The 14,820-nt window shown below is 72.2% G+C and carries 15 protein-coding genes; all 15 read left to right on the top strand.

The features are described from left to right. The 15 genes from ABZW30_RS08115 to ABZW30_RS08045 all read left to right on the top strand — a co-directional run bounded on the left by ABZW30_RS08115 (nucleotide 1) and on the right by ABZW30_RS08045 (nucleotide 14,817). The gene (locus ABZW30_RS08115; protein ID WP_355670201.1) at nucleotides 1-522 is read left to right on the top strand and encodes a hypothetical protein; all 522 of its coding nucleotides are present in this window, start codon (nucleotides 1-3) and stop codon (nucleotides 520-522) included. 27 nt (nucleotides 523-549) lie between these two features. After that, the gene (locus tag ABZW30_RS08110) at nucleotides 550-1,782 is read left to right on the top strand and encodes an MFS transporter (protein WP_355670352.1); all 1,233 of its coding nucleotides are present in this window, start codon (nucleotides 550-552) and stop codon (nucleotides 1,780-1,782) included. 26 nt (nucleotides 1,783-1,808) lie between these two features. Continuing rightward, a complete protein-coding gene (locus ABZW30_RS08105) occupies nucleotides 1,809-2,510 on the top strand; it encodes an HAD family hydrolase (RefSeq protein ID WP_355670200.1) in 702 nt (233 codons plus the stop codon). Then, a complete protein-coding gene (locus tag ABZW30_RS08100; RefSeq protein WP_355670199.1) occupies nucleotides 2,452-3,771 on the top strand; it encodes a DUF4259 domain-containing protein in 1,320 nt (439 codons plus the stop codon). Before ABZW30_RS08105 ends, ABZW30_RS08100 begins: the two co-directional genes overlap by 59 nt. Then, nucleotides 3,768-4,568 (top strand): hypothetical protein, encoded by an 801-nt coding sequence (locus ABZW30_RS08095; RefSeq protein ID WP_355670198.1) that lies wholly within the window; start codon nucleotides 3,768-3,770, stop codon nucleotides 4,566-4,568. The genes ABZW30_RS08100 and ABZW30_RS08095 overlap by 4 nt, the downstream gene beginning before the upstream one ends. 217 nt (nucleotides 4,569-4,785) lie before the next feature. Next, nucleotides 4,786-5,442, top strand: coding sequence for a hypothetical protein (locus tag ABZW30_RS08090; RefSeq protein WP_355670197.1), 657 nt, complete (start codon nucleotides 4,786-4,788; stop codon nucleotides 5,440-5,442). A gap of 200 nt (nucleotides 5,443-5,642) precedes the next feature. After that, the gene (locus ABZW30_RS08085; protein ID WP_355670196.1) at nucleotides 5,643-7,097 is read left to right on the top strand and encodes a DUF317 domain-containing protein; all 1,455 of its coding nucleotides are present in this window, start codon (nucleotides 5,643-5,645) and stop codon (nucleotides 7,095-7,097) included. An 18-nt stretch (nucleotides 7,098-7,115) separates the two neighbouring features. Beyond that, the gene (locus tag ABZW30_RS08080; protein ID WP_355670195.1) at nucleotides 7,116-7,745 is read left to right on the top strand and encodes a hypothetical protein; all 630 of its coding nucleotides are present in this window, start codon (nucleotides 7,116-7,118) and stop codon (nucleotides 7,743-7,745) included. A 31-nt stretch (nucleotides 7,746-7,776) separates the two neighbouring features. Then, nucleotides 7,777-9,276, top strand: a complete 1,500-nt coding sequence (locus tag ABZW30_RS08075; RefSeq protein WP_355670194.1) for a hypothetical protein — start codon at nucleotides 7,777-7,779, stop codon at nucleotides 9,274-9,276. Between the two features lie 157 nt (nucleotides 9,277-9,433). Further along, complete coding sequence (locus ABZW30_RS08070; RefSeq protein ID WP_355670193.1) at nucleotides 9,434-9,925, top strand: hypothetical protein; 492 nt, start codon at nucleotides 9,434-9,436, stop codon at nucleotides 9,923-9,925. Nucleotides 9,926-10,330: 405 nt separating this feature from the next. Beyond that, the gene (locus tag ABZW30_RS08065; protein WP_355670192.1) at nucleotides 10,331-10,552 is read left to right on the top strand and encodes a hypothetical protein; all 222 of its coding nucleotides are present in this window, start codon (nucleotides 10,331-10,333) and stop codon (nucleotides 10,550-10,552) included. 397 nt (nucleotides 10,553-10,949) lie between these two features. Beyond that, nucleotides 10,950-12,101, top strand: coding sequence for an AAA family ATPase (locus tag ABZW30_RS08060; RefSeq protein WP_355670351.1), 1,152 nt, complete (start codon nucleotides 10,950-10,952; stop codon nucleotides 12,099-12,101). Continuing rightward, entirely contained in the window at nucleotides 12,098-13,897 is a 1,800-nt protein-coding gene (locus tag ABZW30_RS08055) for a hypothetical protein (RefSeq protein ID WP_355670191.1), read from the top strand. The genes ABZW30_RS08060 and ABZW30_RS08055 overlap by 4 nt, the downstream gene beginning before the upstream one ends. Nucleotides 13,898-14,161: 264 nt before the next feature. Then, nucleotides 14,162-14,509, top strand: coding sequence for a DUF317 domain-containing protein (locus tag ABZW30_RS08050; RefSeq protein ID WP_355670190.1), 348 nt, complete (start codon nucleotides 14,162-14,164; stop codon nucleotides 14,507-14,509). Nucleotides 14,510-14,679: 170 nt separating this feature from the next. Then, complete coding sequence (locus ABZW30_RS08045; RefSeq protein WP_355670189.1) at nucleotides 14,680-14,817, top strand: hypothetical protein; 138 nt, start codon at nucleotides 14,680-14,682, stop codon at nucleotides 14,815-14,817. The last annotated feature ends 3 nt before the right edge of the window (nucleotides 14,818-14,820 follow it).

Below are 14,820 nucleotides of genomic sequence, written 5' to 3'. Positions count from 1 at the left end.
TTGACGACCCTTCCCCTGCCCACCAGCGCAGTCGACCCGACCGATCCGTGGGCGGCATTCGCCACCGCTGCGACGGATCCGGCCGATCTCGCCCAGTCGATTAGCGGCGACGCCGAACAGCTCGCCGACCTCGCCAATGTCCTCGACAACGCGCCGGAGAACGGCACCGAGCCGGCTCGCCAGCTGAGCTCCGACGTCCTGAGCACGCTGGTCGCCCTCGCCGTCACCTGTGCGAACTCCGCTGCCGCAGCCGACCTTTCGAACCCACCGACCCGCGAGGCTTTCAGCGCGCTGCGCAGCCTGGAATCCGCCGCGTGCGGCGTGCTGTCCGCCGCTGGCGTGCTGACCACCGGCCTGGAGCAGGCCCTGCCCGACGGCGCCCCGGTCACTGACGCCGCCCAGGAGCTGCGGGCCAGGGCAGCCGGGCTGATCCGACAGGCCCACGGACACGTCCGCGCCGCCGCCGCAGCCCTCGACCCCCAGCTGGCACTGCTCGACGCCGGCACCACCTGCCCTCTGTGACCACGACTACGCCTCCGGGAGGCGCCCCTGCTCACCGCAACCGAAACCACCACCCCAACACCTCTATCCGCCAGTGCGGTTGAGCGGACCGGATTTCGCGCCGTCCTCTCGATCCGCTACGTCACCCCGCTACTGCTCGGCACGCTCGTCGGCCGGCTGCCGACCGCTATGGCACCGATCGCCCTGCTGCTCGCGGTACGCGCCGCTGGTGGCGGCATCGTCCTCGGCGCAACCCTGGCCGCCTGCTACGGGCTCGCCGCGGCCCTCGGACAGCCCGCGCTCGGCCGTCTCGTCGACCGCACGTTCCTGGCCCCCGTGGCCGCCTCGGCAGCCGGGCTCAGCAGCGCGGCGCTCACCGCGCTCGCGCTCACCGACCCGGCCCGCCACCCCCTGCGAGCGGGCGCCCTGGCGATCGTGGCGGGACTTGCAACCGCGCCTTTGGAGTCAGGGCTGCGCGCCCTGTGGCCACGGCTCGTCCCCGACCCCGCCCAGCAGCGTGCCGCCTACACGCTCGACTCCACCAGCCAGGAGATCGTGTTCGTGGCCGGACCGGTCACCGCGACCGCGCTCGCCCAGACCATCGCGCCGGCCGCCGCGCTGCTCGCATGCGCGATCGTCGGCGCAGTGGGCGCCTTGGCGGTAGCCGCCTGCCCGCCGTCCTACCGATGGCGGCCCGAACGCCACCCGGTGCACTGGCTCGGGCCCCTGCGCTCGCGCGGCCTGCTGCTGACGCTCGCCGCGATGGGCTTCCTCGGCATGGCCCTGGGCTCCGTCCCGGTGCTGGCCCTCGACATGGCCGCACGTCTGCACACCGGCTGGCTAACCGGGCTCCTCCCCGGGGCGTTCGCGGCCGGCAGCCTGCTGGGCGGCATCCTGTACGCCCGCCGGACCTGGCCCGGCCGAACCGCCCACCACCTGATCGCCACCTCAGCCGGTTTCGCGGCCGGGTTCCTGCCGCTGCTTACCGCCCCTTCACCGGGAGCCGCCGTCGCGCTCGTCCTCGTACCCGGGCTGTTCCTGGCGCCAATGCTCACCGCCGCGTTCGTCCTGGCGGACCGGCTGGCACCCGCCGGCACCGCGACCGAGGCCGCCGCCTGGATGGTCGCCGTCGCCGGTATCGGCCAGGCCACCGGCACCTGCCTGACCGGGAACCTCACCACCTCCGGCCCGCTCACCACCGCAGTCGTCCCGGCGCTGGCCGCCGCCACAACGGCCTGCCTCCTGTCTGCCGGACGCCGCCTACTCCTCTCACCTTCCTGACCCAACTCCCCACCTGAGGAACCCGCTTGACCCACTCCACCAGCACCCGTCCCACCGCGATCCACGTCGTCTGGGACTGGAACGGCACACTTCGCGATGACCTCGACGACCACGTCGCCGCGCTGAACGCCACCCTCCCCGCGCTCGGCGGCACCCCGGTCTCACGCGAGACCTACCGCGCCGAGCACCGCGTGCCGATCCCGCGCTTCTACGAGGCCCTGCTCGGCCGACCCATCAGCGAGGCCGAGTGGCAGACCAGCGACGCCGCGTTCCTCGACGCGCTCGCCAAGCGCCCGGTCCGCCTACGCACCGGCGCACGGCAGCTGATGCTGCGCCTGCGGGCGCGCGGGCTGGGGCAGAGCCTGCTGTCACTGGCCCCGCACGACGTCCTCGTCCGCGAGGTCGCACAGGCCGGCATCGGCGGACTGCTCACGCGAGTCGACGGCCGCACCAGCACCTCCGGCGGCACCAAGGGCATGGCACTCGCCGCCCACCTCCAGGCCCTCGGCGACCACATCGACCCCGCCCGGACCCTGGTTATCGGCGACAGCCTCGACGACGCCGCAGCAGCCCGCGCGGTCGGCGCGTACCCGGTCCTGCACACCGGCGGGCTGCACTGCGCCGAACGCCTCACCGTCCCGGGCGTGCCACTCGTGCACACCCTGGACGATGCCGTCGCCAGCGGCATCGCCGCCCTCACCCACCAGCAGCTCACGGCCGCGGCCTGACCGACCTGCTACGACAGCACTCTCATCGCCATCCGAGGAGGAAACGATAGGCACCCGGGGAGTTGGACCGTTCGCCAATGACAGCGCCAGCAACCTCACCCGCAAGCTGGACCACGCACCATCGTCAGAACGGTCCGCCGTCCTTCACACTGCGCTGGCCCGCATCTCCGACCCAGCGGGAGCCAGTTCCTACGACATCGACGAAGCCATCGCGGCAGCCGCACTGATCGCCAGCTCGTCCTCGGGCGGGCCTGCGATACCAGCGGGGTCCGAACCGAAGAAGGGGATTCCCCTCCCATCGGCCGAGCTGCGCCAGTTCGCCGCCCAGACCCTCGACCGCATCCTCGCCGAAGCGAATGATCACGTCGGCCGGTGGCGCGACGTAGGCCAGGGCGAGGCCTGGTTGGAGAAGGTCGAGGCGCTTCGCGTCGTCCTCGACCCGAGCACCCCGCCAACCGTGTCCTACACACCGCTGCCGGTCCTCCCCGAACACACCCAGGTCGGTACGCGGATCGTCCACCAGGAGTTGGGCGTCGACCGGTTCCGTTCGCTGGCCGGCGCTGGCACTGATACACCCCTTGGCCTGCTCGTCCAGCAACTGCGCAGCAACGCCGTGCGCATGGACGAGGTCCAGGCGCGGCTCGTCGTCCTCGCGAAGTCGATCCAGTCCGACCTGCAGCGGATCGCCGACGGCCGGGACGTCGACCGCCCCGACACCAACGGCGTGTTGGGCAGCACGGCCATGTCCATCGATCTTCTCATCGCCCGCCGCTTCGAACTCCACAAGAGCCTCACTGGGCTGATCAGCACCTACCGCGCGCTCGCCGCGTCCCAGCCCCCGCCCACCCAGACAGCGCCGGCTCTCGCGCCCCAGCCGCAGCAACCCGTCAAGCTGACCGACGCCCAGGTGACCGCGCTGGGACACATCGCAGGTGGCCGCGTCCGGATGGTCGAGGGCGGTATTCGCAGCATCCGGCGGATCTCCGCGCCCGGTAATGTGCGGATTTCGACGGCGACCGTCGACTCGCTGATCGACAAGCGCCTGGTCGAACGGGATCGGTCCACGAGTCTGTTCGTCGGCCAGGATCTGCACCTCACCGCCGAGGGCCGGGAACGATATACGGCTCTGACTGCATCGCAGCGCGCCAGCGCGGCCCGCACCCGGTCGGCCAAGACCGCCGGCAGCCAGCCGCCGAACAGCTCCGCCGTGGACCCAGCGCTGGTCGCTGCCGCCACTCCATCTGCTGGGAAGGGCCGTTGAGTATTTCGCCCAGCAGCGGCCACGCCGCCGATCAGCCCGCTACCTCTGGAGACCCGCTGCCCGATTCTCGCGCTCTTGCCCAGCACACCGCTCGCGCGCTGCACATCCTGGCGCCTCCCGGCACCGTCCGCGTGCTGCTGGGCGCACGCTACTGGGAACTGCCCAAGGCCGAACGGAGGGATCACTCGGACGCCTCGGCCGACATGGAGGTCGCCGAGGTCCGCGCCCACCTTCGCCGCCTGCAACAGCACGGCCTGCTCACCCGCACCAGCTCCCACAACAACATCCACCTGCAGGCCACCACCGAGGCCGCCCGCCAGCTGTGGTCCGTGTGGACGGCGGCCGTCTCCCTGGCCGGGGCCAGCCATCTCCTGCGGACCGACGAGCACATCGCCGTGCCGATCGAGGCCACGCTGCGGCTCGCCGACCACCCCACCACCCTCGCCGTCATCCAGACCATCCGGCACAGCCCCACCTCCCCAGCGAACCTCGCCGCGGCCCTCACCTCCGCCGGAGCCGCCCAACTCCCAGACCACCTACCGGAGCTCGAACGTGCGGGTCTGCTGCGCCGCGACGACCAGGACCACCTGACCGCCACCGTCTCCGGCCGCCGCCTGGCCACCCTCTACGACGCCCTCGGCAGCTGGTACCGCACAACCCTGGGAGCCGAAACCCCCGCCACCGCCAAGGCCGCGCGGACCCGGACCATACCGGCCGCCGCCTCCGCGAACCCGCCAACTGCTCAGCCACCGGCCACCAGCGAGGCAGGCAAGCCCCGCTCCGCCACGCGACGCTGAGCCGTCCCCCCAGCACCACGAACAGGAGTCCCGAATCGACACCACCACCGAGCTCGACTTCGACACCGACGCCCTTCAGCCCGCCACGCCTGACGACCAATGGGCCGCCGAGCAGTTCTCCCTCAACTCCGACCTGCTCACCCCCCTCGCCGTCCAGCACACCACCAGCCCGGAAGCCGAAACGACCGAGAGCTTCTATCTGGTGCACGACGGCACCATGACCTGGGACATCCCCGGATCACCGCCGTACGCGGGCGTCCACGTGCAGCGCAACCTCGCCGAAGGCACCTACCAGGCCGACCTCACACGCGAGGCCATCGCGGCGCTCGCCCAGCGCTGGCTCATCTCCCGCGGCGCCGACCCCGATGTCATCAGCCAGCCCCCCATGGACCACATGGCCACCGACGAGGCCACCCAGGGCCTGGAGCGCCGCCTGCGGGAGTCCGGCGACCGGTTCCGGGTCGTCAACCAGTACACCCACGACGAGGTCCTTCGCCCGCAGGACCTCAACGGCGAGGTGCCGCCGAAGGCCGTGGCGGACGACGGGCTCGTGTACTTCTTCAAGACCTGGATCATCGCCGAGGACACCCGGCCCGAGGCTGGCCAGCATCCGGTGCGCCTGTTCTTCGAAGACGTCGACATGAAGGCGCACAGCTACACCCTGCGCGAAGGCGGCTTCCGCAGCGTCGACGACGCATACGGCTGGACCAGGGACATCGATGCCGGCGACAACCCGCTGCCACCCGTGAGCACGGGCCCCAGCGCCCGCGTGACCGGGGCACTCCAGCGCGGCACGATGCCGCTGCTTGCGCCGGGCCCGACCTCCGCGATCCCGGCCCCTGCTCCGGCAGCGCCCAGACCTAGGAGCCGCTGACCAGTACCGGCCGGGCCGAACCCGCACCCGTCGCCTGCCGGCGCACCGTTCTCTTCTACCAAGGATTTCCGCTGCCGACCGATCACCCTCCCTTCTGTGACCCCGACTTCGAATCCCTGGTCGCTCCCCGCTACCTGGCCGGCTCCGACCCGCAAGGACGGGCAAGGGCGTTCGATGCGCTGCGCGGCTGGCGCACTGACTTGTCCCCTTCGGGCAACCTGATCGCCTGGAGCCCGTGTCACCGGATCTCTGTCCTCCACCTCGTCGATCGCGACCCGGCCTGGCAGGTCGTTGCCGCGCGAGACCCGTTCGGGCCGCCGGACTGGCGCGGGGCTTTCGGTGAGAACACCCCGCCCGAGATCGTGGCCGGCTTCTTCGGCTCGCTGGCCCAGTCGCTGGACTACGACACCCGCAGCGACGGCTGGGCGACGTTCGTCTCGCTGGAGGGTTCCCTTGCGGACGCCGTCGAGACGCTGGCCGACTCGGCCTGGCTGGGCCACAGCGACGGTGCCGGCCAGCTGGTCATGCGTTCCCCGGACGGCGAGGCGATGTTCACCGCCGGCCCGCTGGTTGACCCGGCCAAGGAGATGCTCGACGGCCCGACGCGCTTCGCCTGGGCCGCGGGCGGCGCCGACCCGCAGATCGGCTGGACAGCCCACTTCAGCAGCTGCACGCCGCTGCACCTCGTCGCTTGCCTGAACGCCGAAGTCAGCTCCCCGCAGGGCGCGGTGCGCAAGACCGACCTGCTTCCGCAGCGGATCCGCGACGCGGTCAAGACCGCGCACCCCCTCCCCGAACAGGCCGCCAAGCCCCAACTCCCCGCAGCGGCATCGCTCCTGGCGTTGGACGAGGGTTTGGAGAAGACGATGGTGGCGGTGCGGCCCCTCTACCTCGCTGGGCCCGGCGAGCCCGGCCTGGCGACAGCGGCGCTGACCACTGCGGCCGGCTGGAGCCGCGCCTCCTCTCCTACCGGGCAGGTGTGGGACAGTCCGTGCCAGACGGTCCGTGTCGCCCACCTGAACGAGGGAGGCGGGGGCTGGCGGATCAGCGCGACGCGCGATCCGCTCGGCCCGGCACGCTGGTCGACCGCCTTCAGCGAAGGCACACCCACCGAGATCATCGGAGCGGTCACCACCGCCACCGCGCTGGCCCTGGCCGGCCCCGGGCTCGAGGCAGCCTGGCGCGAGCCCTTCGCCCTGCCCGGCGGCCCCGGCTCCGTCCTCGAAGAGCGCGGCTGGAGCGTGGAGACGCTCGCGGAGCGCACCTTCGTCAACGCGCCCGACGGCCACGCCCACCTCCAGTCGCACGTGTTCGATTTCGACGACTACGAGGAGCTGGAGGGCCACACGCCACCGATGTGGACGCTTGCCGCCCAAACCCGCCACACCGCATGGACCGCGACGTTCACCAGCCGCACGCCGCTCTACCTCGTCACCGCCGCCGCCGAGACGATGAGCAGCCCGGCTGCCGTGCCCCGCGCCGAACGCTCCCTGCCTCGGGAGCAGCGGGCCCACCTCGACGTCGCACCGCTGCGTGGCCCCTCTTCCCGGGCTGAAGCTGCCCGCGCCAGAGGCGCCACGGCCACCGGCTCCCTCGCCGCCGATACAACCCCGACGGCCAGCCCCGAACCGGGCGGCACCCGCCCGCGCCGCTGACCATGTGAAGGAGGAACCGTGCCCCGCACCAGCCCGGCCCAACTGACGCAGTTCACCGACGCGCTGGCCGATCACCTGCCCGGCCAGTGGGCCACCTCCCTGTTCGACCTCACCGACCGCCCGTCGAAGACCTATGTGGACGAGCAGCTCTGGGACCTCGGCCTCGCCTACGGATCCCTCATGCACGGCGCCCACGAGCACGCCACCCGCCTGCAAGGGCCGGACGACCGCGATCTGGTCGTCCTCGCCCGGCCGGGCTGGCATCGCAACGCGTTCATCGTCGCCGGCCTCATACCGCCGAAGCTCGGCTCCACCTGGGATCACGAGGACATCGGCCCCGACGCGATCGCCGTGCCCGGCGACCCGGTGCGCGCCGCAGCCCGGATCACGGACAGGCTGCTGCCCGACCTCGACCACGCCCTGGCCGTCGCCGTGCAGCGCGAAATCGCCTCCTACACACCGAGCATGAGCGAACTGGCCGACGACATCCCCACCACCCAGGACTGGCTTGGCCCGTCCGCTGGCTCCGTCCGCGCGCACGCCGCCGCCACCCGCACCATCCGACCTGTGCCGCAGAACCCCAGCAGTCCCTCCGACCGGCCGCCGCCGCTCCCGTTCCCCACCCGCACTTCCGCGCACGGCCGTTGAGCGGCCCCGCCCCGATTTCCTGTGAGACCCCGTGCCCACCACCGACCCCGACCAGCTGCTGGCTGTCACACCGATCCACCTCGCCGGCCCCGGCCACGAAGACGTCCCCTGGCATCTCGGCGCCTACTTCGGCTGGTTCCACGACACCGCCGGTCCGGATGCCATCCTCGTCAGCGCCTGCGAGCGCGCCACCCTGGCCCGATCCGCCGCAGCGCCCGCCGGACAAGGCCGGCTGACCCTGACCGTGTACGACGACCAATTCGGCGAACCGTGGTCGGTCTCGTTCGATGAGCAGGCCCCCAGTGAGATCACGGCATCGGTGCTGTACGCAGTCGCCTACGGCCTCGACCAGTGGCCTGGCCTGGTCCTATACGGCGAGGCGGGCCGGCAGGCCGCCTTCGACGTCCTGGATCGTGCCGGGTGGTCGGCGCTGACGCATGACGACCACTGGGTGGCCGTGTCGCCGGACCGGCTCGCCTCCCTGGCCGTACCGCTCGCGGGGAGCAAGGACAGTGTGCTCAGCGGCAGCGCCGGTCACGGCACCTGGTCGATCACCTTCAGTCCCACGGCCCCGGCCTTTCTCTCCCAGCGGGCCGCCGTCGCCCTCACCCGAACCGCCCCCGTTCTGCGGCACGCACGCGACCTACCCGCTGCCCACCTGCCACACCTGACCACCACGGCAGCGCCCGAACCGCCCCGCCATGGCGCTGTTGCACCCCGCTACCTCGCCGGCCGCGGCGCCGACCAGCGCCCGCCGCACCTGGCCACCGAACGCCACTGGTCCCACCAACGGAGCGACGACGGCGGCATCATGACCAGCCCGTGCGGACGACTGATGGTCCAATACGGTGACCGCGACACCCCGTGGCCGTTGCTGGTAGATGCGTCGCCCGGCAGAAGGCGCAGCCCGCTCGACTACGGCGAGTGGCGAGCGGCGTTCTCCCCCGGCACACCGCACGAGATCGCTGAGGAGTTCATCAATGCCGTCGCCGATCGCCTGCCGGCCGGCACCAACCACAGCGCGCAGGTGAACACCGACTCTGGCCTCACCCTGGGCGAGGCCATCGCACCGCTGACCGCGGCCGGCTGGCATACCCGCCTCGACCGCGGCACCATCGCGCTGCTCTCCCCGGACGGCCACGCCAGCGCCCACATCGACCACGGCTGCGGGCCCGTCCACGGCCTCGCCTTGGCCGAGATCCTCACGCAGGACCGGCACTTCGGGGCGTCGATCGACGTGAGCGGCGCGCCGGCCGCCAGCTGGCGGGCAGTCCTCACCGGCGGCGCGCCGGTGCACCTGGTCCAGGCGATGGCCACTGCTGTGGCCAACCCCAGACCGGTCTTTCGCAGCGCCCTGGACCTGCCAAGCCAGTTCCGCAGCGCCGCAACCACCGCCACCCGTCACCCCGAGCGGCCGGCCTCGCTCGCCGCCCGCATGCGCACCATCCCCGCGCAGGTCACCACCTTCGCCCACGCCCCCACCACCTCCACCGCCTCACCGGTGCCCGGCCGTTCAGGCCGCAGCCGCTGACCTGCCCCGAAGGAACACGCCCATACACACCCAGCAGCGCATCACTCCGGCCGAAGTCGCGGCCGTCGAGGCCGCCATCCGCGGCATTCGACAGGCTGAGCAGACCTTCGACGCGATCTCCGACAGCCTCTGTGACGACCAGGGCTTCATCGAGGACATGGAAGGCTGGGACCACCACGTCGTGGCCCGCGACATGGCCGCCTGGAGCCACTTCCAGCACGTGCTTCGGCACGGCCCCGACTACCTCGCGGACGCCCGCCGAGCCGCCCGCCGGCTCAACCCCGACGCGGACACCCGACGCAGCTGGACCTACCACCTGCGAGCGCTGGCATCCGCCCTCGACAGCGCCCGCCACCAGGCGGCTACCTGGCCCACCCCAGCACAGCCAGGCCCGGAGGCCGACCGCAGTCGCGAGGACCTGGCCGCCGAGACCTGGCACGAGATGAACGTGTGGGCCGAACACGGCCCCGTGGCCGTCGACATCCTGCGCCGCGCCACCAACCTGTCCCCGGCCCGCACCGGGCGGCGCAGTGCAGCCACCAACCACAGCCACACCCCCACCGGTCCGGTCCCGCCACTGACCGCCGCCCCCACCGCCTCCGCACCCGGCAACGCTGCCGAGTCTTCCCGACGGCCGCAACACCCCTGACTACCGCCGTCCGCGCACACCGCCGACTGAGCCGCGCAGTCCCTCACCGCCTCCACCGGCCGCAGGGCCGCAGCAATCACCCGATCGCTGCCCGTTCGCGCCGCTGCGGGCACCACGGTGCCGACGGGCCGCCCGGGCTCCGTTCCCCGTCCCCCAAGCCCCCCGCAGCGGTGAGACCCCCAGGCCCCGCACCGCCGAGTCCCGCACCCCGGAACACGGCTGGCACCGGCCGCCCAAGCCCTCCAAGCCCCGAACCGAACATCACGGAGAGAAATCCTGACCTCGCATCCTCTCGGCTCCGTCGCCAACGTCAAGGCCCTGTCGGCGGCCCGCACCCTCGTCGTCCGGGGGCCCTCGCCCGTCCACGAGGCGGCGGCGCCAGCAGAGCGCACAGCCCAGCAGTTCGTGACGCTCCGGCACACCGCCACCGGTGAGATCACCACCACCGGCTACAACGCCGCCGCGCTGCGGATCCTGCTCCAGGTCGGTTTCGAGGAGACTCCTGGCTGCGCCTGCCCAGCGACGGAAACCAGCACGGACCGGACGCTCGGGCCTGCTCGGCAGCCAGCGAGCTGCTCGCCGCCGGCCACCCCGTGCGCCTGGACCGAGCACTCGGCCAGCCGGTGAGCGCCGACGGTACGCCCCTGCCTGGCACGCCCGTACAGACCAGCGACAAGACCTCCCACGCCGAGGCCGCCCGCACCGCCCGGCCCAGCCGGGGGCCCGGGCCCCCTGGCGAACCGGCCCAGACAGACCCCGTGAGCGGGCCGACCTCGCCCCCACGGTCCCGGCTCCTGGAGACCTCCTTGCCCACCGATACCGATATCGACCCGCTGGTCGCCGTCCGCCCGTTGGAACTCGCCGGCGCCGGTACTCCCGCGCAACGCGCTCGGGGCGTGCCCTCGAACACCCAGCACATTTCCAACTCCGCCCGCACGCAGACCCGTTGGAGGGTACTCGCTTGACCACACCCGGACCGCCCGCCACTTCACCACGCACCAAGGGCGGCGAACTACGGGCCAAGGTGGCCCAACTGCTGGTCGACCGGCCGGCGGACAAACTCACCATCGGGGACATGGCCAGGCAGCTGGGCCACTCCCACGGTGCCGTCCGTAATGCCGCCCTCACCCTGGCGAAACGCGGCGAGGCCGACCAGCTCGGCAGCGGGCAACCGCAGTTCCGCGCGAACGGGAAGACCGCCGCCGCCGCGCAAGCCGCAGTGATCAGTCCACCGGGCACCCACTCTCCCCGTGCCCAGGCGGCCATCGCCCGCTCGACCGCTCCCGCAGCGAACACGCCCAAGCACGGCGGCCCGATCCGCCGCGCGGGTGGCCAGCTCTACCACCCCCGGGAGCTGGCCGACCTGCCCGACGTCGAGGCGCTGAATCGTCTACGCGACGCCGACGTGCCGGTGCTGCTCTACGGTCCCCCGGGCACCGGCAAGACGAGTTTGGTCGAGGCCGCATTCCCCGACCTGCTAACCGTCGCCGGCGACGGCGACACCACGGTCGGCGACCTGATCGGCGAGTACACGCAGGACGACGGCGGCAACTACGTCTTCCAGTACGGTCCGCTGGTCACCGCGATGACCGAGGGCCGCGCCCTGCTGATCGACGACGCCACCTTGATCTCACCGAAGGTGCTGGCCGCGCTCTACCCGGCCATGGACGGACGCCGCCAGATCCAGGTCAAGGCCCACAAGGGCGAGACCATCCAGGCCAAGCAGGGCTTCTACGTGGTGGCGGGCCACAATCCGGGCGTGCACGGCGCCGTGCTGACCGAGGCGCTCGCGTCCCGGTTCAGCGTGCAGATCCAGGTCGGCACGGACTACGACCTCGCCCTGGCGCTGCGGATCGATGCCCGGGTGGTCCGGGTCGCCCGACACCTCGCCGGCCAAGTCGAACTCGGCGAACTGGGCTGGGCCCCCCAGCTGCGGGAGCTACTCAGTTACCAGAAGACCGAGGCCGTCCTCGGCACCAAGGCCGCACTCGCGAACCTGGTCGGCATCGCGCCCATCGAGGACCGCGACGCCGTCGCCGCCGCCGTCAGCAAGATTGCCGGCGTCAAGCAGGTCGCGCCCCTCACCCTCGGCCGACAGCTCTCCGCCGCGACCGCTTCGGCCGCCCGGCAGCACCCGGGCAGCACCGGACCCGCGTACCAGGGCCGCCCGCGATGAGCGCCCACCACCACGTCCAGCCCTCCGCCACCACGCCCGACGACGACGCCGACCTCGCGCGCTGGGACGACGACGGCGCCCCGCCCGCACAGCCCCAGTCCTCCCCGGCCGCGTGGCTGCGCGTGGGAGCCGAACTCGGCGATCGGTTGGTCGCCCTGTCCGGACGCCAGGACCTGCTCGTCACCTGCCGCCCCGGCACCCGCAGCGGCGCACCGGCTGCCTACTTCCCCCGCCTGGCGGAGATCGAGTTCGACTCCGGCCTGTTCGCCCCCCTCCAGCCCCACGAGGTCCATCCGCGGATCGTGGGCGACGAGGAGCGCTATCCCGCCGCCTGGGGAGTGCTCGTCCACGAGGCCGCCCACGCGGCCCACTCCGTATGGGAGCAGCCGGACGACGCGGACCCCCGCGTCGTCGAGGCCGCGCTCCTGCTTGAGGAGAGCCGTGCCGAAGGCGCCCACCTGATCAGGCGGCCCACCGACCGTACGTACCTGCGCACCAGTGCCCGGACCCTGGTGATGCCCGACATCGCCAACCCCAGCTTCCAGGGCGTCGAGCACGCCGCCAGCGTGGCGGCCCTGATGCTCGGCCGCCGGGACGCCGGCATCCTGGACGCCGGCGAGACCAAGGCCGTCGCCGATCTGTGCGAAAAGGTCCTGGGCGCCGACCTGTTGGCCACCCTCACCGGCATCTGGACCGCGGCCCATCGGTGCGCCGACCACAACGCCACCACCATGCTCGCGCACGCGCAGGACTGGTGCGACGCTCTGGACACCGCTGCCCCTGCCCTGCCCGTACCGGAGGACCTCACCGATCTGCTGTCCGGCGCCGTGGCGGTCGTCATGGACAGCATGGACGCCAACGACGCCGCCGACCTCGCGGCACAGGCCGCCGCGAACAACGCCGTGGCCGCGCGGTCCAGGGCACAGGCCCAGGACCGCGCCCAACAGGCCGGCCAGCGACGCAAGGCCGCCGCCACCGCCAAGTCGGTCTTCAACCCGCGCGGCACCACCGTCAGCCCAGACGGCACACCGGTGCCCTCCGGCAACCCGATCACCGGCACCCGCCAGCCCACCGCCGCCGAGCAGACCGCCGCCGCGCGCCTGAGCCGCGCCCTTCGCGCCGCCGCCTACCGCGAACGCACCGAGGAGCGGACCACCAGCCCCACCCCGCCCGGCCGCCTCAACATGGGCCGCGCCCTCGCCCGCGACGCCCAGCGCGCCGCCGGATCGATACCCACCGCAGAACCGTTCACCCACACCCGCCGCCGCACCTCCCCCACCCCACCACTGCGCGTGGGCATCGCCGTCGACGTCTCCGGCTCCATGTCGGCCGCCTGCAAACCCGTCGCATCCGCTGCCTGGATCGTGGCCCGCGCAGCGGCCCTGACCAACCCCGACTCCCGCACCGCCACCATCGCCTACGACATGAATCTGACCGCACTGACCCGACCCACCCACCGGGCGCCAGACCGCGTGACCCAGTTCCATGCCAACGGCGGCAGCCACAACCTCGGCGATGCCATCGACGCACTCGACCACGGCCTCGACCTCAGCCGCCCCGGCACCGGCCGCCTCCTCGTGATCGTCACCGACGCCCACTACCGCAGCGACGAAACCACTCAGGCCGTCACCCGCATCAAACGCCTCACCGCCGCTGGCTGCGCCGTACTCCAGCTCACCCTCACCACAGAATCCCTCCACCTGCCAGGGACCACCCTGCTTCACCTGCCTCGGCCCTCCAGTGCTCCCGCCGCCATCGCCAAGGCCGCCACCGACGCCATCCGCAGGACACGCTGAGACGCCGTCACCCGACCACGATGATCAGACGCAGAAGCCCCTGTCCGCCAGCTTCGCCAACTTCACCGAGGTGGTCCACCACCGGCCAGGCTTACCGAGACTCCGCCGGGTTCATCGAGACAGGCCAACGGCCCCGGCCGCAAGGTCCACTCCTTGCGGCCGGGGCCGTCGATGTTCGCCTGCGGCAGACGGAAAACGCTAGGGGGAACGGGGAGTTCCAAGCCAACATGGACGCCTCCCACCCCCTGGCGGAAGGCGCGCTCCTTGACCCTGGTCCTCTCCTCCCCCTCCGTCGCAGGCCCCCGGCCCGGCGAGGCCATCGCGCACCGCACCTGGCTGGTCGGCCCCGGTAACCCCCACCTGATCGACTCGTTCATCTACGAACACCGCTGGTCCTACGCGATCGACACGTTCGGAAGCGTGCACGCCAACAGCCCCGACGGAACCGTCTACCTGGGCTACCAGCCCGACAACCCCGCCGCCAACACCTGGACCATCGCCGTCACCGGCACCGCGCTCCACCCCGGCTGGACGGCCCGCTTCGACCGCAACACCCCCGCCGAGCTCGTGCTTGACCTGCTGAATGCCATGCTCACCCGGCCCACGCGCTGAGACTCGCCCCGCTGCCAGGTTCCCGTCTTCCGCTTCACCGCCGAGAGGCTCACCTGATCAGCCGGATCGCCGATCCCCGCCCCCTGCTGCTTCGCCGTCTCGCCATCGCCCAATCCCTGACCATCAGCGCCGCCCTCAGCACCTGCGCCTGCGGGACCGTTTGCGCGATCGTGCACCAGGGCCTGCTGTCGATCGCCATCGCTCTTGTCGGCCTCCAGCTCCTGGTACTGCAGCACAGCCTCCACCAGGCCCGCCTTCTGCTCGCCGACGCCAACGCCGCGAGCCCTTCCTCGCACCGGCACCGCTGACTT

It is taken from the genome of Kitasatospora sp. NPDC004669 (assembly GCF_040609455.1).
GTDB lineage: Bacteria > Actinomycetota > Actinomycetes > Streptomycetales > Streptomycetaceae > Kitasatospora.
This window is presented reverse-complemented; position numbering and strand designations above follow the sequence as displayed.

Excerpts from the sequence above, each read along its gene's own strand:
- ABZW30_RS08100 (WP_355670199.1), top strand. The coding sequence starts at position 2,452 with ATGCCGTCGCCAGCGGCATCGCCGCCCTCACCCACCAGCAGCTCACGG.
- ABZW30_RS08090 (WP_355670197.1), top strand. The coding sequence starts at position 4,786 with ATGACCTGGGACATCCCCGGATCACCGCCGTACGCGGGCGTCCACGTG.
- ABZW30_RS08070 (WP_355670193.1), top strand. The coding sequence starts at position 9,434 with ATGGAAGGCTGGGACCACCACGTCGTGGCCCGCGACATGGCCGCCTGG.
- ABZW30_RS08055 (WP_355670191.1), top strand. The coding sequence starts at position 12,098 with ATGAGCGCCCACCACCACGTCCAGCCCTCCGCCACCACGCCCGACGAC.